At 54.8% G+C, this 22,075-nt stretch carries 21 protein-coding genes and 1 pseudogene; 8 read left to right on the top strand and 14 right to left on the bottom strand.

Translation table 11 applies throughout. The features are described 5' to 3' along the window. Window positions 1-34: 34 nt before the first annotated feature. From rstB to MC50_RS22895, 4 genes and pseudogenes are all read right to left on the bottom strand, one after another. Window positions 35-1,336: a two-component system sensor histidine kinase RstB gene (rstB, locus tag MC50_RS22910; RefSeq protein ID WP_032687437.1), complete on the bottom strand. Its 1,302-nt coding sequence runs from the start codon at window positions 1,334-1,336 to the stop codon at window positions 35-37. Window positions 1,337-1,473: 137 nt separating this feature from the next. Further along, window positions 1,474-1,623 (bottom strand): annotated as a pseudogene (locus tag MC50_RS28950) (site-specific integrase); the annotation flags it as partial. A 192-nt stretch (window positions 1,624-1,815) separates the two neighbouring features. Then, entirely contained in the window at window positions 1,816-2,829 is a 1,014-nt protein-coding gene (locus tag MC50_RS22900; RefSeq protein ID WP_047665002.1) for an alpha/beta hydrolase family protein, read from the bottom strand. Window positions 2,830-2,922: 93 nt separating this feature from the next. Continuing rightward, on the bottom strand, window positions 2,923-3,813 hold the full coding sequence (locus MC50_RS22895; protein WP_032696056.1) for a LysR substrate-binding domain-containing protein: 891 nt from the start codon (window positions 3,811-3,813) through the stop codon (window positions 2,923-2,925). Between the two features lie 163 nt (window positions 3,814-3,976). Here MC50_RS22895 and MC50_RS22890 point away from each other — a divergent pair, with 163 nt between their 5' ends. From MC50_RS22890 to MC50_RS22880, 3 genes are read left to right on the top strand one after another with little or no spacing between them, the layout of a single operon-like run. Next, a complete protein-coding gene (locus MC50_RS22890; protein ID WP_047665001.1) occupies window positions 3,977-4,501 on the top strand; it encodes a DUF4286 family protein in 525 nt (174 codons plus the stop codon). Between the two features lie 19 nt (window positions 4,502-4,520). Further along, the gene (locus MC50_RS22885; RefSeq protein ID WP_032687441.1) at window positions 4,521-4,847 is read left to right on the top strand and encodes a hypothetical protein; all 327 of its coding nucleotides are present in this window, start codon (window positions 4,521-4,523) and stop codon (window positions 4,845-4,847) included. A 12-nt stretch (window positions 4,848-4,859) separates the two neighbouring features. After that, the gene (locus MC50_RS22880; RefSeq protein ID WP_047665000.1) at window positions 4,860-5,705 is read left to right on the top strand and encodes an MBL fold metallo-hydrolase; all 846 of its coding nucleotides are present in this window, start codon (window positions 4,860-4,862) and stop codon (window positions 5,703-5,705) included. Between the two features lie 150 nt (window positions 5,706-5,855). Here the strand turns inward: MC50_RS22880 and rstA are convergent, their stop codons facing one another. Further along, window positions 5,856-6,572: a two-component system response regulator RstA gene (rstA, locus tag MC50_RS22875; RefSeq protein ID WP_032687443.1), complete on the bottom strand. Its 717-nt coding sequence runs from the start codon at window positions 6,570-6,572 to the stop codon at window positions 5,856-5,858. Between the two features lie 249 nt (window positions 6,573-6,821). Between rstA and MC50_RS22870 the strand changes: the two genes are divergently transcribed. Beyond that, window positions 6,822-7,157 carry a GlpM family protein gene (locus MC50_RS22870; RefSeq protein ID WP_004862575.1) on the top strand — a complete coding sequence of 112 codons (336 nt, stop codon included), beginning with the start codon at window positions 6,822-6,824 and terminating at the stop codon, window positions 7,155-7,157. Here MC50_RS22870 and folM read toward each other — a convergent pair. The 3 genes from folM to ydgH form a co-directional block, all read right to left on the bottom strand. Continuing rightward, window positions 7,154-7,879, bottom strand: coding sequence for a dihydromonapterin reductase (gene folM / locus MC50_RS22865; RefSeq protein WP_032687444.1), 726 nt, complete (start codon window positions 7,877-7,879; stop codon window positions 7,154-7,156). The genes MC50_RS22870 and folM overlap by 4 nt on opposite strands. Window positions 7,880-7,915: 36 nt before the next feature. Further along, the gene (locus MC50_RS22860; RefSeq protein WP_032687445.1) at window positions 7,916-9,298 is read right to left on the bottom strand and encodes an amino acid permease; all 1,383 of its coding nucleotides are present in this window, start codon (window positions 9,296-9,298) and stop codon (window positions 7,916-7,918) included. 178 nt (window positions 9,299-9,476) lie between these two features. Further along, window positions 9,477-10,427, bottom strand: a complete 951-nt coding sequence (ydgH, locus tag MC50_RS22855) for a DUF1471 family protein YdgH (protein WP_004862568.1) — start codon at window positions 10,425-10,427, stop codon at window positions 9,477-9,479. Window positions 10,428-10,949: 522 nt separating this feature from the next. Here ydgH and pntA point away from each other — a divergent pair. The 3 genes from pntA to MC50_RS22835 all read left to right on the top strand — a co-directional run bounded on the left by pntA (window position 10,950) and on the right by MC50_RS22835 (window position 14,215). After that, complete coding sequence (pntA, locus tag MC50_RS22845; RefSeq protein WP_047664999.1) at window positions 10,950-12,479, top strand: Re/Si-specific NAD(P)(+) transhydrogenase subunit alpha; 1,530 nt, start codon at window positions 10,950-10,952, stop codon at window positions 12,477-12,479. Window positions 12,480-12,489: 10 nt separating this feature from the next. Next, complete coding sequence (pntB, locus tag MC50_RS22840) at window positions 12,490-13,878, top strand: Re/Si-specific NAD(P)(+) transhydrogenase subunit beta (RefSeq protein ID WP_004862561.1); 1,389 nt, start codon at window positions 12,490-12,492, stop codon at window positions 13,876-13,878. A 148-nt stretch (window positions 13,879-14,026) separates the two neighbouring features. Next, window positions 14,027-14,215, top strand: a complete 189-nt coding sequence (locus tag MC50_RS22835; protein WP_004862559.1) for a YdiH family protein — start codon at window positions 14,027-14,029, stop codon at window positions 14,213-14,215. Window positions 14,216-14,353: 138 nt separating this feature from the next. Here the strand turns inward: MC50_RS22835 and uspE are convergent, their stop codons facing one another. The 3 genes from uspE to ogt form a co-directional block, all read right to left on the bottom strand. Continuing rightward, on the bottom strand, window positions 14,354-15,304 hold the full coding sequence (gene uspE, locus MC50_RS22830; protein ID WP_004862557.1) for a universal stress protein UspE: 951 nt from the start codon (window positions 15,302-15,304) through the stop codon (window positions 14,354-14,356). Between the two features lie 136 nt (window positions 15,305-15,440). Next, window positions 15,441-16,193: a fumarate/nitrate reduction transcriptional regulator Fnr gene (gene fnr, locus MC50_RS22825; RefSeq protein WP_004862555.1), complete on the bottom strand. Its 753-nt coding sequence runs from the start codon at window positions 16,191-16,193 to the stop codon at window positions 15,441-15,443. 195 nt (window positions 16,194-16,388) lie between these two features. Then, a complete protein-coding gene (gene ogt / locus MC50_RS22820; RefSeq protein WP_032696064.1) occupies window positions 16,389-16,904 on the bottom strand; it encodes a methylated-DNA--[protein]-cysteine S-methyltransferase in 516 nt (171 codons plus the stop codon). Between the two features lie 137 nt (window positions 16,905-17,041). Between ogt and MC50_RS22815 the strand changes: the two genes are divergently transcribed. Next, window positions 17,042-17,308: a hypothetical protein gene (locus MC50_RS22815; RefSeq protein WP_032687448.1), complete on the top strand. Its 267-nt coding sequence runs from the start codon at window positions 17,042-17,044 to the stop codon at window positions 17,306-17,308. Between the two features lie 345 nt (window positions 17,309-17,653). On the opposite strand, the gene abgT is transcribed toward MC50_RS22815, so the two are convergent. Genes abgT through MC50_RS22800 form a run of 3 tightly spaced genes read right to left on the bottom strand, consistent with a single transcriptional unit; the run spans window position 17,654 to window position 21,994 of the window. Further along, a complete protein-coding gene (gene abgT, locus MC50_RS22810) occupies window positions 17,654-19,180 on the bottom strand; it encodes a p-aminobenzoyl-glutamate transporter (RefSeq protein ID WP_032687449.1) in 1,527 nt (508 codons plus the stop codon). Between the two features lie 58 nt (window positions 19,181-19,238). After that, window positions 19,239-20,684, bottom strand: a complete 1,446-nt coding sequence (locus MC50_RS22805; protein ID WP_047664998.1) for a M20 family metallopeptidase — start codon at window positions 20,682-20,684, stop codon at window positions 19,239-19,241. Next, window positions 20,684-21,994 carry a M20 family metallo-hydrolase gene (locus MC50_RS22800; RefSeq protein WP_032687452.1) on the bottom strand — a complete coding sequence of 437 codons (1,311 nt, stop codon included), beginning with the start codon at window positions 21,992-21,994 and terminating at the stop codon, window positions 20,684-20,686. Before MC50_RS22800 ends, MC50_RS22805 begins: the two co-directional genes overlap by 1 nt. Window positions 21,995-22,075 lie beyond the last annotated feature (81 nt).

Genomic DNA, 22,075 nt, shown 5'->3' with positions numbered 1-22,075 from the left:
ACTATACGCAGGCCGCAGCACCTGCGCAAGTGGGTCAGGCAGCGCTCAAATTGGGCAGCTGATGATAGATTGGCCAGCTGAAACAAAAACGAGCGCCGCCCAGAGAGCTGGCGCCGCAGCTTACCTCGCCGGACATGGCCTGGGCGATACTGTGGACAATCGCCAGCCCAAGTCCGCAACCGCCGGTGGCCCGGTCGCGGCTAGGGTCGAGACGGACAAAGGGCTCAAACACCCGTTCGCGCTCCTCCGGGTCGATGCCCGGGCCGTCATCTTCAACCTGCAAGGTTGCTCGCGAACCCTGTAGCGTGAGCCTGACCTGAATTTGCCGGTTGCTGTAGCGCAAAGCGTTATTGACGAGATTATCCAGCACGCGTTCCATCAGACGCATATCAAGCGCGCCGTAATCCCCGGCCACCACTTCCTGTAACGTCACATCACGTTGGGGGTTAACCATTTGAATCTCTTCAACGTGCGCCGCTATCCAGGCGGGAAAATCAGGTGTTGTCAGATGCAGTTCATTCTGCGGTCGGTCCAGGCGGGCGTAGGTCAACAGCTCCTCGATTAAGGCTTCCAGCTGACCAATATCGCGGTTCAGCGCCTGAGATTCCGCTTCGGTCAGGTTTTCACTCATCTCCAGACGATAGCGCAGGCGCACCAGCGGAGTCCGCAGTTCGTGGGCAATTCCGTCGATCAGCAGCTTCTTGCTGGCGATGAGCGCGTTGATATTGTCGGCCATCTGGTTAAAGGCGACGCCCAGGCGTTCGAAGCTGGACATACTGTCGAAATGAATGCGTTCGGTAAAATGCCCCTCGCCAAAGCGTTGTGCCGCGGTCTCAAGACGCAACATATCCTGCCAGTGGGGGCGCATCCAGATAAACACGGGAAAGGCCAGCGAAATGGCGATGAAAGCCATCAGGGCGACATCCAGCAAACGCATCTCGTGGAGGAAGTAGAGATAGGGGACGGGGCCTACCGACAGAACGTAGTGGCTCCGCGGGATGCGTTGAATAAAGGTGTATTCATCATCGAGGGCGACAATATCCCCGGCGCGCAGATGCTGCATCGAGTTTTCCGAGAGCTTAAATTTACTCAGCGGCTCAATATGCAGATCGAACGACAGATTAAGATCCAGCTCCTTTAGCGTTTTGCTCCAGTCGCGCGGTGGGATTTCCCGCAGCTCGCTACGCATCAGATACAGCGAGCTTTTCATCAGATCGTCCAGCGACTGCCGGCCCGCACGTTCGGCGGTGAATTTATACACCAGCCCTACCAGCATGGTCATCACCAGGAAGCAGACGAACAGCAGAAGGTAAAACTGCACAAACAGCTTTTTCATCAAATCTCACCTAAAAATCAAAAAGTTAACTACCTGTCTTTTACCTTCATGGGCACGATGGGGCATTGGTATAACCGCCAGAGCGCTGATTCCGCCACCAACCCGATCGTTAGCAAGGGCATTTATCCCGGCAGAATATACGTGAAAAAGCATTTCTGCGTGGATAAATGCCCGATTTGATTCGCTATAAAAGCAGGGTTCGCACCGGCTGACAACACCCGGCATGCGTAAGTATGCCGCAGTTGATTGGCGCGGCGGCGAATACTTGCCCTACGTACAGTGGCTTCCTGTCGCGATTGTAGAACTGATAACGGCCAGGAGCGAAGACGTGTCTCCTGAACAAAAACAGCTATCCACAATGGCTGGTCAGGTTAACTCTAACGGTAGACCACGACTTGATGAACGCACCGGGTTTTATGAAACAGGGGGCTTTTTTTGTGACTCCCTGTTTGGCTTTCGGCAGGTAATAAGAAGGCAGTTCAGTTCCCACATTGCTGCTGAAGGATCCATGATGAGACAGAATTAAGTGCCCCGGGCGAATAGGCGTGTTGCCCGGACAGCAGAAACAATCCCTGTTTCCACAAAGGCCACTGAGAGGCAAGTTGATAATCAAACCATTCGCTGCGTAAAAGCCCGTGAGTTGCCCCCGGCAACTGCCTGATACAACGCGCTGTACCCACCGGTAGTGCTTTGCGCCAGACTGCGACTGTTTCATCAGGATCTACATTCCGGTCATCTTTCCCCATGAGAATGAATACCGGAGTATCTATACCTGAAATCTCTTTCGTCGCATCAGCCCGGGAATTCCTGCGCTCGAAGTCCTGTCGCGTACATGGGGTGTTGCAGGGGCGATTAGCCGCTTCTTCTGTAAACTGCCTGTCAAAAACCGCGGCTTCATGTTTTTTCGCATCCAGAAGAGCAGACATGGAGCGACCCTCGGCTTTAAGCCGTTGCTCGGTATAATAAATGCTCTGATTCCGCCAGTTTATCGCTGGACCTATCAGCACAATAAAGTCAGTTGTTGTTAATTGGCTTGCCTGGGGGACGACCCAACCAGCTTGTGAGAAACCAAGATAACCTCCGCGACTTTCTTTCAGTTCTGGTTGCTCTCTTAATTTTTGTAACGCCAGAACGGCCTCCCTGGCGCGATCTGACATCGTCTGCGCCAGCCAGTTTCCGGTACTTTCACCAACGCCCGGTTTATCCCATGAAAAAACAGCTATTCCCTGTGATACAAGGAAGTTAACCAGAGGAATATATCCGCCGTCTGACCAGCGATCCTGAGGCCCGTCGCCATGAATTAAAAGCACGAACGGAGGATATACCTTATCTGGCGGCAGAATTAATGTACCCTGGAGGAGATCCTGATGATGCGTAAAAGATAGGGTACGCAGCTGCCCGTATCCGGCAAGCTCGAAATCAGATAACCGACTGAACAAAAAAATAATGACCAGGATAATCATAATTGAAAATGACACAATATATTTAATCATATACAGCTCTTTTATGGATTATAAATATTAAACTGCAGCAGATTCTTGTAATGCTTATTTACCGCTTTTGGCAGAAAGCAGACAACCGCTATGTCATGTCACGCGCATCGGTTCCGCCTGCAACCAGCGCTCAAAATCTTGCAGAGCGGGTTCATTTATTCCTGTTTCCACCGGTTTAACCAAACAAAATGTCTTGCTCAGTTGTTCGGCGTCCGGCCAGGGCGCAACAAGCAATCCCTGGTTTAACTCTTTTTCTACGTATATGCGCGGCACCATGGCCACACCTTGTCCCGCCAGTACGGCAGCTATCGCCATTTCATGCAGGTCATAGCGGACTCCCTGTGCCGGGTTATCAAGGACTATCCCACTTTGCCCGGCATAATGCAGCCAGGCCTCTGGGTTCTGCCGCCGGTGAATGCGGGGCAGTGTATTCAACTGTTCAAAGATATTCCTGTCGCTTAACAGGTCAGGACGACAAACCGGCACCAGTTTCTCCTCAAACAGAACCTGCGTGCGCATACCTGCCCATGCGGGATGCTCGAAATGAATCGCCGCGTCAAATCCGCTCCCGGTGAGAATGAAAGGATCGGTTCTCGCCGCGATATTCAATGTGATGTCCGGGTATAAAGACTGGAAGCTGCTGAGCCGGGGAATTAACCAGCGACTGCAAAACGTTGGCAGGACGGCAATTTCCAGACTTCTGCTGCCCTCAGGCATGCCCATCACGTACTGAGTATCCCGCTCTAACCGCTCGAGCATTTCCCGCACGTGATGGGCATAGCGTGAACCCACCGGATTAAGCTTGACCCGGGTTCCCGCACGGTCAAACAGTCTGCACCCGAGCAGAGTCTCCAGGCGGGCAATCTGTCTACTGATGGCGCCTTCCGTCAGCGATAGCTCCGCGGCAGCACGGGCAAAATTACCGTGCCTGGCAGCGGCCTCAAACGCCTGAAGTGAAGCACTGCTGGGAATTTTTCTGCGCATTAAAATTGCCTTATTCGACGGGGATGTGAGTCGCTAGTGACATAATGTCACTAATACTTGAATTAATATCGATTCATTGGCGAATTAACAGCATATAGCATGACTAAAAGTCACTAAGCAAGGCCATGCAGGCCCTGCGTTTTATTCATGCAGAGGAGAACCGATGTTCTATACCGTGGAGTGCAACTATACCGACCCTGAAAGCGAGCAGGAGTGGAATGCGTTTTACAGCCTGGAAAAGCTGCCTGCGCTTATCTCGGTCACCGGGTTTAGCTCTTCCCAGCGTTTTAAAGCCCTGAAGCCGGGCGGCCCCCGGTATCTCGCCATTCATACGGTGAAGTACGCAGAGGTGCTTACCAGTGAGGAGTACAAGCTGAAAGGGGGCGGTAATTTTTCACGCTGGCAAAATCACATCACCGACTGGCACCGTAACTTGTATGAGTGTAAAGGCACCGCTCCCGCGGTAGCCAGTGATGAAATTCTGCTGCTCAGCACCCAGCCATTGAGTTTTATTGAGGGGCTGGGATACCCGGCGCTGCAGATGCAGGCGTCAGGGCTAGAAAAAATGCCCGCCCGACGCATTGCCTATGTGGTGACGCGGGAAATTGCCGCGCAGTTAGCTGACATGCCCGGCGCCTGCCTCTATGCGCCGCTGACACCGCAGTTGACGAATCCTGCTCAAGCCTGATGGGAGGCGAGTTTATAACATGCCGAATCTGACGTTTTATATTTCTCAACAACATGCTGGCAGGCTGACTGACCTCCACGATTTAACGCGTGCCTGCAGTGCGCTCTGCACCGGCATTCTCGCGGCGGAGTCGGAAAATGTTCATATCATCTATGTTGAGGTGAAACCCGGATGCGGACATCCGGTATATGCCGAACTTTTTTATCGTCTGACAAGCGAGCGTACGCCAGAAGTCATGGCGGAGTTTATGCGCGAGTTAGAACGAACCATTCGAGAAGCCTCGGGCCTTACGGCGCGTATTCGCTGTTTTGGCTCTGCTGCATCACACCTGTTTGCGCGCAATTAACCAGAGGTAACGATGAACCATCGGTCTTTTTCAACCCGTCGGATTGGGGATTTTCTGGTGACCGCGCTTAGCGATGGCACGATGTCCGCCAGCCTGGATTTGCTGTCAGGCATCGAAACAGCTGAAGCAACGGTTATTCAACGCAACGCCCGGGTCGCTGAACCCGGCAATATCCATATCAACGGCTATCTTATTCAGGGGCGGGGGCGGACTATCCTGGTCGATGCCGGTGCCGGAGGGCTGAATAACGTCGGCGGGCAGCTCCAGGATAATCTTGGCGCGGCAGGTATCAGCCCCAATGACGTCGATACCGTGTTACTGACGCACGGCCATCCTGACCATATTGGTGGTCTTTTAGATGCAGATGGGCTACCTGTTTTTCAACGGGCCGAACTTCATCTGCACCCGCTTGAAGCACAATACTGGCACGATGATGAACGATTTAACGTCGCGAATGAGCGTGGGCAGCGAAATTTTAATCTGGCTCGCCGGACGTTAAACGCGTACGCTCGGCAGCTGCGCTTGCTTGACGAAGGGGAGATAACTGAGGGCATTCTCCCGGTATGGTTGCCAGGACATACGCCAGGTCATTCTGGATTTCGCATCACTTCCGGGGATCAATGCTTATTGATCTGGGGTGACATCGTCCATTTCCCGCATATCCAGGCAGCACGGCCGGACGTTTCCATTATTTTTGACTGTGACCCCCTTCAGGCTGAAGAGACACGTAAAAAAATCCTGGCCCAGGCGGCAAGTGAAAAACTGCTGGTTGCAGGAATGCATTTAGACAGTTTGGGTTTTGCCAACGTGCTCAGGGCGGACCAGGGATACCGTCTTGCCTGGCGGGAAAATGATTGATCACAGGGAGAGATTAACAAATGAAAAGTCGGGCGCCAGGGGAGGCCGATATTTCCCCTTATGTGCGGCAGGCGACGGAGGGACAGAAAGCCGCCGACAAAAAACCACCCGCAGGTGGTTTTTTGTCGCGCTCGACGGCCGGACGGTAAGTTAATTGTCCCAGGCGTGAGGGGCGAACAGATATCCTTTATTGCGCACCGTCTTGATGCGATAAGGCTCGGTCGCGCTGTCGAGCAGTTTTTTCCGCAGGCGCGAAATCGCCACATCCACACTGCGATCCATACCATCGTAACTGACGCCGCGCAGATTTTTTAGCAGCGCATCACGATCCATAATCTGTCCGGCGTGGGTGGCCAGTTCCCACAACAGCTCAAAATCAGCCGTTGAGAGCGCCACGCTCTCGCCACCGAGCAATACCTGACGGTTAACCGGGTCGATGAGCAGTGAACCGAATGTAATCGATTTATGCGGCGTGAGCGACGCCGGGGCATTGGTCACGGGAGAGGCGATGTGCTGGCGCAAATGCAGACGCAGACGTGCCAGCAATACCGCAGGCGGCGTGGTCTTCAGAATGTAATCGCTGGCGCCCATTTCCAGGGACAAAATATGGTTCATATCGCTGTCGAGCGAGGTGAGCAACACAATCGGACCTTGCCACTGGCCACGCAGATCGCGGCACAGGGTCATGCCGTCTTTGCCAGGCAGCATAATATCCAACAACACCAGGTCGGGTTTTTCCCGCGCGATAACCTCTTCTGCCCGGTCGCCTCGTGGTTCAACCACCACTTCCATATCGTGCTTTCCGAGATAAGCGGCAATCAGGGCGCCCACTTCCGGATCATCCTCAACAAAAACGATCTTATTCATATCTTACTTGTACTGGAAAAAGAATTAACATACACCGCTACCAGACTACCTGCCATTACTCTTTTATAAAAAAAGGGGTCATCCTTCAAGCGGCCCCGGCGTTTGCTTCGCGCGCTGAACGGCCAGCCGGTTATCCAGGCTTAGAGCATTCGCCCTTACGCCGCTCAGGGGGGATTCGAATGATATTGTGAATATATGTACTTCCGTTATGCTACATCAACGGGTTGTTTATATGTTAAGGCTAAAGGAATGGGGTTGTTGATTAAAGGGCTGATCGGCGCGCTGGTGGTGATACTGATTGGCGTACTGTCGAAAAGCAAAAATTATTATATTGCTGGTTTAATTCCGCTATTTCCGACCTTTGCTTTGATTGCGCATTATATTGTGGCCAGCGAGCGCGGGCTTGAGGCGCTGCGGACCACGATCGTCTTTGGGATGTGGTCAATCATTCCCTATTTCGTCTATCTGCTGTCGCTCTGGTACTTCACCGGAATGATGCGCCTGCCGTTGGCGTTGGCGGGCGCAGTCGGGTGCTGGGGGCTGTGTGCCTGGCTGTTGATCCTCGGCTGGAGCCGCTTCCACTAACGCAGGTGTCTGCCGCCATCCACGGCAAAAGAGCGGCCCGTAACAAACCGGCTGGTGAACAGATAATCGAGCAGGTCGACTATCTCTTTTTCGCCCGCCACGCTTTTCATAAGCGATTTATCCAGCGCCTGCTGGCGATATTCGGCGTCATCGCCCTCATTAAACATGATCAGCGAAGGGGCAACGGCGTTGACCTTAATCTCCGGCGCCAGTTTGCGGGCAAATGAGCGGGTCATATTATCCAGCGCCGCTTTACTGGCCGCGTAGGCAATATGTTTATCGCTGCCGCGTTCAACGACATAGTCAGTGATATGAATAATGTCGCTGGCGGCGTGCCCGTGCCCGCGCAGGAGCGTTTCCAGCGCATGGTTGAGCAAATAGGGGACATGAACGTGGATCTGCATCATGCTGGCCAGCACGGTGGTGAGCGGAACGCCCGGCTTTTCAGCCATCCAGTCGCTGGCGTTATGGACGATCGCGCGCAGGCCGTCGGCGGCGTGGTGTTTTACCGCTTCGGCGAAGGCCAGTATCTGTTCATCGGTACTAAAATCGGCGGCAAGACAGACGGCCCCGGCGTCGCGCAGTGCGTCAATGGCCGGGTAGTGCGTGCGATAGCTGACGATAACCGGCTGCTGCTGATCCAGAAAATGGTGCGCCAGCGCGAGGCCGATGCGGCGGCCTCCACCGGTGATGAGAATCGGGCGAGGCTGTCGGACAGTCATGGGTATCTCCTTTGAGTTCAGCAGCAGGGCGACCGCTTACCCCACCAGCATCCACGTTGCCGGTACAGCGGCAACCAGCAAAAAACCAATTAAGGCTAATTCACGGCGTTTGAGCATGCGATCGTGCTGGTGCGTACGGCGAGCGTACAGGAAAACCAGAAGACCCGGAGCGTAAAGTACCACTGACAACAATAAATGCACAGGGCCGGATGCATATAATAACCATAAGCCATAAATACATGCGCCGACACCTACTGCCTTATGCAGCGGGCGTACAGCAATCTTCAGCAGGAAGGCGCCCACGAGGAAATAGGGCACCAGAATCATCTCGGACGCGATGGTCAATAACGTATTGTAATCAGACTTTGTCAGCCAGATCAGCACCAGCGACACCTGAACACTGATATTGGTTAGCCACAGTGAGGCCGACGGAGCATTGTTTTTATTCTGCCGGGCGAAGCGGCGCGGAAATGCTTTATGCGTCGCGGCCAGCCAGGGGACTTCTGCCGCCATAATGGTCCAGCTCAGGTAGGCACCGCACACGGAAATAATCAGCCCGGCCGCGATCACCACTTCGCCCCATGAACCCATCATTTTCACCATCAGGCCAGCCATCGACGGATTACGCATTTCGGCCAGTTCCGGACGGGCGACCACGCCTAAAGAGAGCAGGGTCACCAGCAGATAAACCACCAGCGCGGAAAGGACTGCCAGCAGCGTGGCGCGGCCGACATCCTGTTTATTGCGCGCCCGTGCGGAAACCACGACCGCACCTTCCACGCCGATAAACACCCACAGGGTGATCAGCATGGTGTTCTTCACCTGCTCCCAGACCGGTACCCCGAGCGCCAGCCCGCTAAAATCAAGGCGGAATGTCTCCAGGCGAAAGGCGATGACGGCGAGGATAACAAATGCGCCGAGGGGGATTAACTTGGCCAGGGTCGCGATCAGGTTAATGCCTGCCGCGGTCTGGACGCCGCGCAGGACCAGAAAGTGCACCACCCACAGCAGGAGCGACGCGCCCACGATCGCCTGCCAGGTATTCCCGTTGCCGAAAATAATGGTATCCGGAGTGTCGGTAAAGAAGCTGAGCGCGGCAAAGACAATCACCAGATACGAGACGTTGGCGATCACCGCGCACAGCCAGTAGCCCCAGGCGGAGCAAAAACCGACGAGTTCACCGAAACCTTCGCGGGCATAGGTGAAGATACCGCCGTCAAGATCGGCGCGAATGCGGGTCAACAGCAGCATGGCGAAGGCGAGGAATAAAATCCCCACGCCGGTGATCGCCCAGCCAATCAGCAGGGCCGACGGGCTGGCGACGGCCGCCATATTTTGCGGCAAGCTGAACACGCCTGCGCCCAGCATTGAGCTCAGTACCAGTGCGGTCAAGGCGCTGAGGCCCAGTTTCTTTTCCATTGTATTCCCGAGGTGACGGCAGTGAATCAAGAATATTTATTTGGCGAAATCGCATAAAAATGGAGGATTACGCTAAGGCGCGGGATTTTACGGAGTGTCTTGTGCGCATGCAATGGTAGCGGATGAAAAAAAACAAAAAGGCGGCATATTGCCGCCTTTTTACCCAGTGCCGATGCGATTATTTATACAGATCTGCGCTGATGGTGATGTTACCGCCACGTTCCTGCCACTGGCGGGTAATGTGGTAGTACTTCGCCCCTTTCTTCGCCGCGCGTTTGGCGGTCTGGTAAGAAATTTCGGTCATGTTGCCGTAATTGCCGGTGAACTTGATGCTGTCAAACGGCGCCATCTGGGCCGCGGTGATCTTGTTCACTTCTTCAACTTTGGTGCCATCCGGCAGCGTGACGGTGTAACGTCCGCCTTTTGATGACTGCGTTTCGAAGAAACGACCTACGCCGGTACCGGAACCGACGGCTGCCGTGGTGGCAACGCCTGGAATTTCGACGTTTTTCGCAGCGGTACCGCCTTCAGCCAGCGCTGCGCGCCCGGCTTCAGAATCGGCCGGGATCGCATCCGGGCTCTGCAGAACGCGTTTCCGGGCATCGGCTTTATAGATATAAGCCGTGATACGCTGGTTGCCGCCCTGGTTAGCATCAACCTGACGGACGATGAAGAAGGAGGCGGCACCTTTGGCTTTCGCCGCTTTGGTGATCGCATCATTCACTTCCGGCTGACTGCGATAAAAGCCCTGGACGGTCACGGTATCAAAAGGCTCCAGCTCGACGGCCTGATCCTTTGGCAACTCCATGACGCCATTGATGACGCGATTTTTCGGGGCATCCGCCTGCGGAGCATTGTCTTTATACAGGTCCGCCGTGACGCGCCAGTTGCCGCTGTTGCCATAATCAGAAGTGTCGACAACATAAAATGAGGCCGCGCCATCTTTGTCCGCTTTACGGGACATGGCTTTTACCGCATCGCCGATGGCATTAAAACGGCCCGTGATCACGACGCGATCGTAGGGTTTTAGCGCCGCCGCCTGCTCCGGAGTCAGCTCGGTCGCTGCATGGGCTGACAACGCTGTCGTAGCCAGGAGAGCAGACGCCAGGAGTGAGTTCTTAAGCTTCATAAAAATAATCCTTTGCCTTGCGCAAACCATGTACTGGTATTGTTGTTGACTGATAACGCTCGATTATTGCATTTAAAAGGCGTAACTGTCTGCGTCATTTTTTGCTTACCGCCCGAAACGTGCGTCACAATAATATAACAATTTCTGATATGTTGAAAAAACAGCCGCTTGACCAGCAAAATTGATAATCAATACCACTTTTATAAGTTAACGTAATGTTAATGTTATGTTCTTGCAGGCGATTAATGGCGTATAACTGCATCAGCTAAGCGATTTATCAGGCCTGACCATAAATTTAAGGTAAATATTGCTGCCTGACACGGTTCGCGATGCGTTTTACCAATAAAATCAAAATTTCTGTTTTATCGCAGTAGATCACAATTGCTATTTTCAGTAGGTTATAAAAAGTTTGTTACTGTTTCATTTTTTCAGTCAATGGAAAAGAAACGGCATGTTTTGCCGCTTAACCGTCGTCTGTAAGAAAAGAAAAACCATCATCAAAAACCGATGGAAGGGAAAACTATGCGTATCGGGGTATCAAAAGAACGGTTTGCCAATGAAACCCGCGTCGCTGCCACGCCGAAAACGGTGGAGCAGCTGCTAAAACTCGGGTTTACCGTTGCCGTTGAAAGCGGCGCGGGTCATCTGGCAAGTTTCGATGACGAAGCCTTTGTCCAGGCGGGTGCAGAAGTCGTAGACACCGCTGAAGTCTGGCAGTCATCCATTATTCTGAAGGTGAACGCACCAGAAGAACATGAAATTGCATTACTCAATCCGGGCACCACGCTGGTGAGCTTTATCTGGCCTGCGCAAAATCCTGAGCTGATGCAGAAATTAGCGGCTCGCAACATCAACGTCATGGCGATGGATTCGGTGCCGCGTATTTCTCGCGCCCAGTCGCTGGATGCGCTCAGCTCGATGGCCAACATTGCCGGCTACCGGGCGATTGTTGAAGCGGCCCACGAATTTGGTCGTTTCTTCACCGGTCAGATCACCGCTGCCGGGAAAGTTCCGCCGGCGAAGGTCATGGTCATTGGTGCCGGCGTCGCCGGACTGGCGGCCATCGGCGCGGCGAACAGCCTCGGCGCGATTGTCCGCGCCTTCGATACGCGTCCGGAAGTGAAAGAACAGGTGCAGAGTATGGGCGCCGAGTTCCTGGAACTGGACTTTAAAGAAGAGGCGGGCAGCGGCGACGGCTATGCCAAAGTGATGTCCGAAGCCTTTATCAAAGCCGAAATGGCGCTGTTTGCCGCGCAGGCCAAAGAGGTGGACATCATCGTCACCACGGCCCTGATCCCGGGCAAACCGGCGCCGAAGCTGATTACCCGTGAAATGGTGGACTCCATGACGGCGGGCAGCGTGGTGGTCGACCTGGCCTCGCAGAACGGCGGCAACTGTGAGTACACCGTTCCTGGCGAAGTGGTGACGACCGCCAACGGCGTGAAGATCATCGGCTATACCGACCTCCCGGGCCGTCTGCCGACGCAGTCCTCGCAGCTGTACGGGACCAACCTGGTCAACCTGCTGAAGCTGCTGTGCAAAGAGAAAGACGGCAATATCACCATCGATTTTGACGACGTCGTGGTTCGCGGCGTGACGGTGGTTCGTGAAGGTGAAGTGACCTGGCCGGCGCCGCCGATTCAGGTTTCTGCCCAGCCGCAGGCTGCGGCGAAGCCCGTTGATGCGCCGAAAGAAGCTGAAAAACCGACCTCCCCGTGGCGTAAATACGCGCTGATGGCGCTGGCGATTATTCTCTTTGGCTGGCTTGCCAACGTGGCGCCGAAGGAGTTCCTCGGTCACTTTACCGTCTTCGCGCTCTCCTGCGTGGTGGGTTATTACGTGGTATGGAACGTTTCTCATGCGCTCCATACGCCGCTGATGTCGGTGACCAACGCAATTTCAGGGATTATCGTTGTCGGAGCGTTATTGCAGATCGGCCACGGTGGCTGGGTCAGCTTCCTGAGTTTTATCGCGGTGCTGATCGCCAGCATTAATATTTTTGGTGGTTTCACCGTTACTCAGCGCATGCTGAAAATGTTCCGCAAGAACTAAGGGGTAGCACATGTCTGGAGGATTAGTTACAGCTGCATACATTGTTGCCGCTATTCTGTTTATTTTTAGCCTTGCGGGGCTGTCAAAGCACGAAACCTCGAAGCAGGGTAACCTGTTCGGGATGGCCGGGATGGCTATCGCGCTGCTGGCAACCATTCTCGGGCCGGATACCGGCAACGTGGCGTGGATCATCCTGGCGATGGTTATCGGCGGCGCGATTGGTATTCGCCTGGCCAAGAAAGTCGAAATGACCGAAATGCCGGAACTGGTTGCGGTGCTGCACAGCTTTGTGGGCCTGGCTGCGGTGCTGGTCGGCTTTAACAGCTACCTGTATCACGAAGCGGGAATGGAACAGATCCTGGTGAATATTCACCTGACGGAAGTGTTCCTCGGCATCTTTATCGGTGCGGTGACCTTCACCGGCTCGATTGTGGCCTTTGGCAAACTGCGCGGCAAAATTTCGTCTAAACCGCTGATGCTGCCGCATCGCCATAAGCTGAACCTGGCGGCGCTGGTGGTTTCCTTCCTGCTGCTGGTGGCCTTTGTTCGCACCGACAGCACAGGAACTCAGGTTCTGGCGCTGCTGGTGATGACGGTCATTGCCCTGGCCTTTGGCTGGCATCTGGTGGCTTCGATCGGCGGGGCAGATATGCCGGTCGTGGTCTCAATGCTGAACTCCTACTCGGGCTGGGCGGCAGCGGCGGCGGGCTTTATGCTCAGTAACGACCTGCTAATTGTCACCGGGGCGCTGGTGGGCTCGTCGGGTGCGATTCTGTCTTACATCATGTGTAAGGCGATGAACCGTTCATTCTTCAGCGTGATTGCCGGCGGTTTTGGTACCGATGGTTCCTCTACCGGCAGCGATGAAGAAGTGGGTGAACACCGCGAAATCAGCGCCGAAGATACCGCGGAAATGCTGAAAAACTCGCACTCCGTGATCATCACCCCGGGCTACGGTATGGCGGTCGCACAGGCGCAGTATCCGGTGGCGGAAATCACCGAAAGATTGCGTGCCCGCGGCATCAAGGTGCGCTTTGGTATTCATCCGGTTGCCGGGCGTTTGCCTGGGCACATGAACGTACTGCTGGCGGAAGCGAAAGTGCCGTACGACGTGGTGCTGGAAATGGATGAGATCAACGACGATTTCACCGATACCGATACCGTGCTGGTTATCGGCGCCAACGACACCGTTAACCCGGCGGCGCAGGATGATCCGAAGAGTCCGATCGCCGGGATGCCGGTGCTGGAAGTGTGGAAAGCGCAAAATGTGGTGGTCTTTAAGCGTTCGATGAATACAGGTTATGCCGGTGTTCAGAACCCGCTGTTCTTCAAAGAGAACACCCATATGCTGTTTGGTGATGCGAAAGCCAGCGTCGACGCAATTCTGAAAGCGTTGTAATGGTTTGCGATCCTAAATAATGTTTGCTTCTGAAGCCGTCTCTGCTGAGACGGCTTTTTTATATATACAGCAAGGTCATGAATTGCTCATAAAGTCGTCAGCCTGGAGTGCTATACTAAGCCTGTTTTTTCATCACTCTGAGGATATTATGGATACCGAATTAACCCCGGCGCAAATGGCAATCGAGTTTCTGCGTCGTGACCCAACAGCGTTAACCCCCGCGCAGTATCTGAAAAAATTCAAACTTCTTGAGCTGGAATTTGCGGATTTGATGTCGCTCTCCTCCAGCGAGCTGAAAGAAGAAATCGATCATGCCTGGCGCTTAGGTATCCATTAAAAGCATTGTTGCTGTATATGTGTTGTCGATGACGGGGCCGAAAGGCCCTTTGTTTTTTCTGTTGCCGGGGAGGCAACACAAAAAAATCCCCCGCCGAAGCAGGGGAGCGTGTTTTACGCAGCATCAACTCGCGATGGATTAATCGTCATCCTCGTCATCCATTTCAACCGGCGTTTTGTACTGCTCAGGCTTGAGGACCAGCAGGTCGCAGCGCAAATGGTCGATGACCTGCTCGGCGGTATTGCCGAGAAAGGCCGCCGACAGCCCGGTGCGCCCGACGGTGCCCAGCACCACAATCCCCGCCTGCAGGTGTTCAGAGAGGTCAGGAATGACCTCTTCCGGTAGGCCTTTTTCAACGTGGGTGCGGTTCTCATCAATGCCGAATTTTTGCCGCAGCGCCTTCATGGCCAGCAAATGCTGACCGCGAATGGCGTCGTTGTAGATACTGGGGTCAAAATCGGGGAGTTCGATGGCGATATTAATCGGTGTGACCGGGTAGGCGCCCACCAGATGGACTTCGGTATGGTTGACCTGGTCCGCCAGCTCGAGGGTTTCTTTAACCAGTTTTTCGTTTAACGCGTCGTGGTAATTTTCTTCGCTGGCCAGATTGACGGCCACCAGCGCTTTGCCGCCTTCCGGCCACGGCTGATCTTTTACCATCCAGACCGGACATGGACATTTACGCAGCAGATGCCAGTCGGTCGGGGTGAAAATCACGGCCTCCAGCTTGTCATGCTGGTGCGCCATTTTCAGCAGCAAATCGTGTTTGTCGCTGAGGATTTCCTGAATAATGGCTTCGAAGGGGCGATTGTGCCACACCACCTTAATCTCAATGGGAACGCCGGACTCAATATAAAACCGGGCCTGTTCTTTGATCCAGGCGCTACGTTGGCTGATAACGCCCTGGCGCATTGCCGTCCGCTCATCGGGCGACAGCAGGGTTGTCATCTCATAGGAAAAATCGTAGATCGGCAAAAAGGCTTTGATGCGTCCACCAATCCGTTGGTGTAGATACACCGCACGCCGCAATGCAGGCTGGTCGTCCTGATTGGGGTCGATTACTACCAGCATGTTCTGATACTTGGCCATACAGGGTCTCCTTACAACTGTAACCACAGTCTGTAATTAAAAGATAACCTATATGGATGAAATGAAACAGGGGATGACCCTGGCCAGATCAACAAATCAGAAAAAAATGAGCGATCTGGCGGAGGGACAAAGAGGATCAGGCGACGTTGCGGGCCTGACCAGCGAGCTGAGCGAGCAGGTCGCTATTTTCGATGGTGATGTATTTGCCTTTTACCGCCAGCATGCCGCTTTTCTGAAAACGCCCCAGCAAACGGCTGATGGTTTCGACGGTCAGACCGAGATAGTTGCCGATATCACCGCGGGTCATCGTCAGGCGGAATTCGCGAGGCGAGAAACCGCGCTGCGCGAAACGACGAGACAAATTATAAATAAAGGCCGCCAGACGCTCTTCCGCATTCTTTTTAGAAAGCAGCAGGATCATGTCCTGGTCGCCTTTGATCTCGCCACTCATCAGACGCATCATCTGCTGGCGCAGATTTGGCATTTTACCGGAAAGATCGTCCAGCGTTTCGAAAGGGATTTCGCAGACCATTGAGGTTTCCAGCGCTTGTGCAAAGCTTGGATGTAGCGCGGTACCAATGGCATCAAAACCAACCAAATCACCCGCCAGGTGGAAGCCGGTAATCTGCTCGTCACCTTGTTCGGTAATGGTATAGCTTTTAATGGTGCCAGAACGAATCGCATACAGCGATTTCAGCTCATCACCCGCTTTGAATAAGGTTTGCCCTTTCTGGATTGGCTTTTTACGCTCGATGATATTATCCAGCTGATCAAGCTCGTGCTCGTTCAGAGTAAAAGGGATGCAAAGCTGGCTAATGCTGCAATCCTGACAATGGATTGCGCAACCGCCAGACTGAATGCGTCGTATAATTCTCTTTTCCGGGATCATAAGTCTGCTCAAGCCTTAATTGATATTGGTCAATTTTAACATCTTTTTGGTGAGCAGGTAAGTCTCGAACCCGTGAAACACGTAATATTAAAAGGGTAAAGCTTTTATCACTTTTATCTCATTGATAAACAATACAATGTTGGTCGGAAGCTTATTGTAAAGTTACCTGATGCTTCCGATAAAAGGCACGTAGCGTCAAAGAAGCAGATACCCCTCATGGCGCAATAACCACTCTTTCCGCTGCACGCCGCCGGCATAGCCGGTCATGGTGCCATTTCGCCCAATCACGCGGTGGCAGGGCACGACAATGCTGACCGGGTTTGAACCGTTGGCCGCGCCGACCGCACGTGCCGCGCCCGGACGCCCCAGTGTTTCCGCCAGCTGGCCGTAATGCATCACCTGACCGCAGGGAATGGTGCGCAGGGCTTGCCAGACTTCACGCTGAAAGGGGGTGCCTGCCGTTGCCGTCGGCAGCGTCTCGATGATGCTGAGATCGCCGGCGAAGTAGGCGTCAAGTTGGCGACTCAGCCCGCCGGGATCGCGGGCATCGATGCGTTGATAACCTTCATGCCGATAGTGCAGATCAAGCAGTTGCGTCATACGGTCGCTATGCTCCTCCCACTCAACGGCGCGCAGACGGAACTGCTCGTCGCAAAGAATCCATAATGGCCCCAGCGGGGTGTCGATTTTGTCCTGAAGCAGTACCAGCATCGTTTCTCCTTGTTACCTGATTAGCAAGATAACTATTGCGCTCTATTGACAAGATATCACGCACGCCGTTCTGGCAACTATACTCCTGAAAGATAATCCACCGCTGTGCGGATAAAGGCCGGGAACAGGGGAAAGAAATGACGCGCGATTTCAATCTGCGTACGGCTGCTGATACGGATAAAATCGCCGACATATCGTCTGCGGAGATGTTTATTTTTGTATTAATTGCGCCGCGCGGGGGCGACGGGTTTTTGTTACTTTTATTCGGCGGCGAATTCCCCTGTGCGGAGGAGCGTTCAGTTCGTTTTTCTCTGCAGTTTGTCATACGCACGCGGATTAGTAAGAACTGGCTAATTCATCGGGAGGCACCCGGCGCCGCGAATAAATATACAGGCATTCCTTGAGTCAATTATTTTGCCAGCACCCCGGTGTTGGCTTTTTTTTACAACCATTAGAGGTATCGATATGCAATATATGCTGACAGGACTTTTAATCTTGATTATCAGTGGGTTATTGTTAAACGCTGTCTCTCTTGTGCTTGAGTCTGTATATAAGATGCTGAAAGAGATGCATTTAAAAAAACGGCATCTTTAAGAATGTCGCAAGACAACCCTGGATGCCGAAAAAATGCGTCTCAGACAAGGCTGATATAATCAAAGCAGGTCTGGAGACGAAGATCCTCTTCGCGTGGTGACAAGTGTCGTCACGCGCGCAGCGGAGGGTGACCAGATTCTGGCCACCCGGCTTTGTCAGGACAGGCGTGGGTAAATTCCTGGGCCGATGGGTAACCCCAGCCAGTACCATATCACCAGCATCAGAAGCCACACGCCGAGGAATATCAGGGGATAGGGCAGGACGAGAGAATAATAGGTGCCGAGTTTCGCATCTGAACGATAGCGTTGCAGGAAGCCCAGAAACAGCGGGACAAACGGCGATACCGGCGCCAGCGGCAGGACCGACGAATCCGCGATGCGGAACAGTATCTGTGCAAAGGCCGGATGAAACCCGAGTAGCATAAACATCGGCACAAAGATCGGCGCCAGAATGGACCAGATTGCCGAGCCGCTGGCGATGAACATACAGAGAAATGCCGACAGTAACGCCAGGCCAACAAAAGCCGGCACCCCGTTCATTCCCGCCTGCTCCAGTAAATCAGTCAGCCCCACGGCCATAAATTTACCCATATTGCTCCAGTTAAAAATGGCAACAAACTGGGCCAACGGGAACACCATAACGATAAACCCGGCCATCTCTTTCATCGGTTCGATCATTAACGGCGGCAAATCTGCCTGACGGCGAATTTTTCCGGTGGCAATACCGTAGGCCAGCGAGACGAAGCAGAAGAAAAAAATAATCAGCGGCACAATGCCTTTAATAAAGGGTGAGGGCATCACCGTATGAGTGACCGGATCGCGCAGAATCCCGTTCTGCGGCACGACCATGATGGCGACCAGAGCGATAAAAACCAATGACGCGATACCGGCTACCCGCAGCCCGAAGCGTTGCTCTGGCGTCAGCGCCGCAAGTCTGTCCTCACTGCGGCCTTCCCATGTTCCCAGCCGCGGTTCAATCAACTTATCGGTGATAAGCCCGCCTACCAGGGTCAGAACGATGACCGAACAAGCCATGAAATACCAGTTGTCGATAACGCTGACATGCAGCGAGCCATCCAGCGTCTTTGCCGCCTCGGTACTGATGCCCGAGAGCAGCACATCGGTTGTGACAATCAGCAAATTAGCGGTGAACCCGCAGCCGACGCCGGCAATCGCCGCCAGTAATCCCGCCACCGGGTGGCGGCCGACGGCGAGAAACATCAGGGCGCCTAACGGCGGCATGATCACCAGAGCGGCGTCGGATGAGATATGGCTAAAAAAGGCGATAAACAGCACCATATAGCTGGCGTAGCGCGCGCTGACGTGCGAGGCCATTTTGACCATCAGCGCCGGCAGCAAACCCACCCGTTCGGCCAGTCCCGCGCCGAGCACCAGCGCCAGAATCGCCCCCAGGGGGGCAAATCCGCTGAAGTTCTTGATGACGTTCGGCAGAAACCAGTGTAGTCCTTCGATGCTGAGCAGGTTTTTGACTACCACGGTGGAGCCGTCTGTCGGGTTGATCACCCCCACGCCAAAGGCCGACAGTGCGGCGGTGGCTACCGCCAGCACCACGATCAGATAAATAAACAGCAAAAAAGGGTGTGGAACCTTGTTGCCGATCTTTTCAACCCAGCTGTACAGCTTCCCGTTGGGGGAAGGCGACGGTATGGATGACATACTCATGGGCATTCCTCAGTCGTTGTTGTGTTAGTTGTGGTGTTTATTGCGTGAGCTATTGTTTTTATTTTAAAGGTGACGGTGTCACGTCTTGCGGGATCGGGCAATGATATGGCCTTTCCGCCAGCTGTTGCGCCAGTTCGTGTTGACTGGCTTGCAGCAGCGCGCCGTCGGTGAGCAGGCGGATCGCCGTGGCGCCGAGCACTTTTCCGGCCAGCAGCATCCCCTTGTGGGCGATGGCCGTGCGGCCCTGGCTCACCAGCTGCCAGGTATGCAGCGGTGTTCCGACGGCAAAACAGGGGCTGAAACATTGGGCGACCGGGGTTTTCCAGCTGACGTCGCCCACATCGGTTGACCCTGCCAGGATATTATCCGTCGCGGCCCAGGGAGCGACTTCATCGATCAGCACCGTGTCCCGGTGGCGGCGGGCGAAGTTTTTTCCCTCTTCGCCGCCGGTGCCGGCGATATTTTTCAGGCTGTTGTTGAGGTCGTTCTCGCTTAATGTTGCACGAATTTGGTCGGCAAACGCGCGATCTTCCTTGCTCCATGACGGCGTGCCGTAGTGGCAAACGGCCTGATACATCGCCGCCTCCAGCGTGCGATTTGGTAAATAGCTGGAGCAGGCCTTCTCGAAACGACAGGTGACCGAGGTTTCAGTCATCAGCGCCGCGCCCTGGGCGATTTTCTCGATGCGGGCATAGATTTGCTGCGCATCCGCCATCTCCGGCGCGCGGATTAAATAGAGCACTTCCGCCTGCGCCTGGACCACGTTGGGGGAAATGCCGCCGCTGTCGGTAATGGCATAGTGGACCCGCGCTTTCTCAATAATATGCTCATTGAGGAAGTTGCTGCCGGTGGTCATCAGCGTAACGGCATCCAGAGCGCTGCGACCCAGATGCGGCGAGTTGGCGGCGTGGGCGGCGGTGCCGCTGAACCGCCAGGCGGCCTGAATGTTGGCCAGCGTGCTGGTGCTGAACATACCGGCGAAGGCTTCCGGGTGCCAGGTCAGCGCGGCGTCCACATCGTCAAACAATCCTTCGCGCACCATAAACGTTTTGCCGGAACCGCCTTCTTCACCCGGACAGCCGTAGAAACGAATCGTCCCACGACCGCCGTGCTGCGCCAGCCAGCTCCGGCAGGCAATGGCGGCGGCCAGCGCCGCGGTGCCCAGCAGATTGTGACCACAGCCGTGGCCGTTCGCCCCTGGGGTTGCGGCAGCAGGATGCGCGCAGTGCGCCTGCTGACTGAGCCCGGCCAGCGCATCATATTCACCCAGCAGGGCAATCACCGGCTTTCCGCTGCCGTAGCTGGCGACAAAGGCGTTCGGGATCCCGCCGGCTTCACGGCAGACCTGAAAATCTTCTGTTTCAAGGGCCAGCGCCAGCCGTTCGGCTGACCAGTACTCCTCAAACCGTGTTTCCGGATGATCCCAGATTGCATCGGCGATGGCGGTCAACTCCCCGGCGCGGGCGGCAATCGCCTCATCAACGTAGCGGTAGAGAGTCTCCATTACACACCTCGTTGCCAGGGGAAATTGAGCGCGGTGCGGGCCAGGGTTTCAACGGCGATGGCCATCACGTTCTCATCAAAGTCGAATTGTTCGTTGTGGTGGCCGGCGCTGAGTTGCGTGCCAAAAACCATATATGAGGCCAGACCATTATGCTGTTGAACCCGGGCCATCATCAGGGTGGCATCTTCTGAGCCGGCAGGCGCGGCAATACGGTCGATAGCCTGTTCCACGCCGGGCACCCGGGCCGCCTGCTCGCGCAGATAGTTTACCCACGCCGGGGAGGGGGCGCTGGAGGTCGCCGCGCCCATCAAACGCACGTCGACGCTGGCCCCGTACATCGCGGCAGCCCCCTGGATAACCTCTTGTGCGCGTTCAAACACATAGCGATTAATGTCTTCCGTGTCACCACGGGTTTCCACCTTCAATAGCGCGCCGGAAGGGACAACGTTCCGCCCGGTGCCTGCCTGCATGACGCCGACGTTGACCCGCGACGCGCCGGCGCTATGCGGCGCGATGGCGTGCAGACCAATTGCCGCCTGCGCCGCGGCGAGCAGAGCATTGCGTCCGTCTTCCGGTTTACCTCCGGCGTGGGCGGCGACGCCGGTGAATACCGCGTCGAATTTGGTGGTAGCCATAAAATTATCGCTGCCGCATACCACCGTACCGGCCGGTACGCCGGTGCCGATATGAATAGCGGTAAAGTAATCGACATCATCCACCACGCCAGCGGCGACCATGGCCCGCGCGCCGCGGGTACCTTCCTCCGCAGGCTGGAAAATCAGCTTGATCACGCCGTGCAGCCGATCGGCATACTGTTTCAGAACGTGGGCCAGACCAAGGCCGATAGCCGTATGACCATCATGTCCGCAGGCGTGCATCATCCCAGGGTTACAGGAGGCAAAGTTCTCGCGGAACGGGCGGTGGTGGCCGTCGCTATGTTCATTCAGATCGAGGGCATCCATATCGACCCGAAAGGCCAGCGTGGGGCCGGGACGCCCGGTATCCAGCGTCGCGACGATACCGGTGAAGCCGCCTTCAAACGCGCTCAGCCACGGTTCTGGCGCCCCTTGCTCGCGGGCGCGCTGAAAAGCTTTGGCCAGGGTGGCCTCATCCGGTAATCCCATCCGGCTATCGGCATCGATCGCGTCGCGGCCCAGCGTCAGGTCGTAGCCCAGCTGGTGCAATCGTTCTGCAACTTTACTGGCGGTGCGGAACTCGACCCAGCCGGACTCGGCATAATGGTGTAAATCGCGACGCCATTGCGTCATCTCTGGCAGCAGTTGACGGATGTATTCATTGAGTAACGGCATAACCTGTCCTGTCATATTTAAAAATGTGATGAGGTTCACGGTGTGATAGCTTTTACTTATCGCTGACGGGTTTTTCAGCAG

This window comes from Klebsiella planticola (assembly GCF_000783935.2).
Taxonomy (GTDB): domain Bacteria; phylum Pseudomonadota; class Gammaproteobacteria; order Enterobacterales; family Enterobacteriaceae; genus Klebsiella; species Klebsiella planticola.
Note: the sequence above shows the minus strand (reverse complement) of the source record. Positions and strands in the feature narration are given on the sequence as shown.

What these genes read in the sequence shown, in the direction of transcription:
- MC50_RS22805 (WP_047664998.1), bottom strand. Translation starts at nt 20,684, where the DNA reads ATGGAGACTCTCTACCGCTACGTTGATGAGGCGATTGCCGCCCGCGCC.
- rstA (WP_032687443.1), bottom strand. Translation starts at nt 6,572, where the DNA reads ATGAATAAGATCGTTTTTGTTGAGGATGATCCGGAAGTGGGCGCCCTG.
- MC50_RS22800 (WP_032687452.1), bottom strand. Translation starts at nt 21,994, where the DNA reads ATGCCGTTACTCAATGAATACATCCGTCAACTGCTGCCAGAGATGACG.
- ogt (WP_032696064.1), bottom strand. Translation starts at nt 16,904, where the DNA reads ATGCTGGTACTGCTTCAGGACAAAATCGACACCCCGCTGGGGCCATTA.
- MC50_RS22880 (WP_047665000.1), top strand. Translation starts at nt 4,860, where the DNA reads ATGAACCATCGGTCTTTTTCAACCCGTCGGATTGGGGATTTTCTGGTG.
- MC50_RS22900 (WP_047665002.1), bottom strand. Translation starts at nt 2,829, where the DNA reads ATGATTAAATATATTGTGTCATTTTCAATTATGATTATCCTGGTCATT.
- MC50_RS22895 (WP_032696056.1), bottom strand. Translation starts at nt 3,813, where the DNA reads ATGCGCAGAAAAATTCCCAGCAGTGCTTCACTTCAGGCGTTTGAGGCC.
- MC50_RS22885 (WP_032687441.1), top strand. Translation starts at nt 4,521, where the DNA reads ATGCCGAATCTGACGTTTTATATTTCTCAACAACATGCTGGCAGGCTG.
- MC50_RS22835 (WP_004862559.1), top strand. Translation starts at nt 14,027, where the DNA reads ATGGATACCGAATTAACCCCGGCGCAAATGGCAATCGAGTTTCTGCGT.
- ydgH (WP_004862568.1), bottom strand. Translation starts at nt 10,427, where the DNA reads ATGAAGCTTAAGAACTCACTCCTGGCGTCTGCTCTCCTGGCTACGACA.
- abgT (WP_032687449.1), bottom strand. Translation starts at nt 19,180, where the DNA reads ATGAGTATGTCATCCATACCGTCGCCTTCCCCCAACGGGAAGCTGTAC.
- pntB (WP_004862561.1), top strand. Translation starts at nt 12,490, where the DNA reads ATGTCTGGAGGATTAGTTACAGCTGCATACATTGTTGCCGCTATTCTG.
- pntA (WP_047664999.1), top strand. Translation starts at nt 10,950, where the DNA reads ATGCGTATCGGGGTATCAAAAGAACGGTTTGCCAATGAAACCCGCGTC.
- fnr (WP_004862555.1), bottom strand. Translation starts at nt 16,193, where the DNA reads ATGATCCCGGAAAAGAGAATTATACGACGCATTCAGTCTGGCGGTTGC.
- MC50_RS22890 (WP_047665001.1), top strand. Translation starts at nt 3,977, where the DNA reads ATGTTCTATACCGTGGAGTGCAACTATACCGACCCTGAAAGCGAGCAG.
- MC50_RS22860 (WP_032687445.1), bottom strand. Translation starts at nt 9,298, where the DNA reads ATGGAAAAGAAACTGGGCCTCAGCGCCTTGACCGCACTGGTACTGAGC.
- MC50_RS22815 (WP_032687448.1), top strand. Translation starts at nt 17,042, where the DNA reads ATGACGCGCGATTTCAATCTGCGTACGGCTGCTGATACGGATAAAATC.
- rstB (WP_032687437.1), bottom strand. Translation starts at nt 1,336, where the DNA reads ATGAAAAAGCTGTTTGTGCAGTTTTACCTTCTGCTGTTCGTCTGCTTC.
- uspE (WP_004862557.1), bottom strand. Translation starts at nt 15,304, where the DNA reads ATGGCCAAGTATCAGAACATGCTGGTAGTAATCGACCCCAATCAGGAC.
- folM (WP_032687444.1), bottom strand. Translation starts at nt 7,879, where the DNA reads ATGACTGTCCGACAGCCTCGCCCGATTCTCATCACCGGTGGAGGCCGC.
- MC50_RS22870 (WP_004862575.1), top strand. Translation starts at nt 6,822, where the DNA reads ATGGGGTTGTTGATTAAAGGGCTGATCGGCGCGCTGGTGGTGATACTG.